Here is a 561-nt window from a genome sequence, read left to right on the forward strand (position 1 = left end):
ACCGAAGACTGTTGTGCCGCCTCCGTCGCAGCACGGGTATGACGCGCCTCGATCTGCTCCATCTCTTCGGGATTTCGGTGGTAGTACGCGAGCGCTTCGTACACCTCTCCCACATCAAGTCCATATCGGTCGGCGATATGGTCAGGCCGGTTTCAGCCTCTTCGACGAGCGCATGAAGCTGTCGAACCGTTATTCGACTCTCTTCAATGTGGGGCTCGTCGTGAATGGTCGACTTGTCTGCGGAGACGATTCGGTACTCCGTCACTGCCATGGACTATGATACGGGTGCCGATGACAAAAAGCCGCGCCTGAAACCGCTAGCCAGCTACGAGTCGTCGGGTGAGACCGATTCGCCAGCAGCGTCGTCATCACGCACGGCACGAATCTCGGCCGCGACAGCCGCGACGTGTTGCTGATGTGCTGCCGACGTCGCAACATGTTGGGCAGCGCTGAGTTGCCCGTTGACAACGGCATTCTGTTGAGGGCCCCACACCTCCGGCGGCCCAGACTGAATATACGCGACCCAACGCTTGACCGCCGCGATGCGCTCCTCACGGCCGC

The 561-nt window shown here is 60.4% G+C and carries 1 protein-coding gene and 1 pseudogene; both read right to left on the bottom strand.

Annotated elements, in window-relative coordinates; translation table 11 throughout:
- Positions 1-271 (bottom strand): annotated as a pseudogene (locus DVK07_RS24020) (hypothetical protein); the annotation flags it as partial.
- 54 nt (positions 272-325) lie between these two features.
- The coding region (locus DVK07_RS24025; protein ID WP_121598604.1) for a hypothetical protein at positions 326-561 on the bottom strand (236 nt) is incomplete at its 5' end.

The organism is Halorubrum sp. Atlit-26R (assembly GCF_003666015.1).
GTDB lineage: Archaea > Halobacteriota > Halobacteria > Halobacteriales > Haloferacaceae > Halorubrum.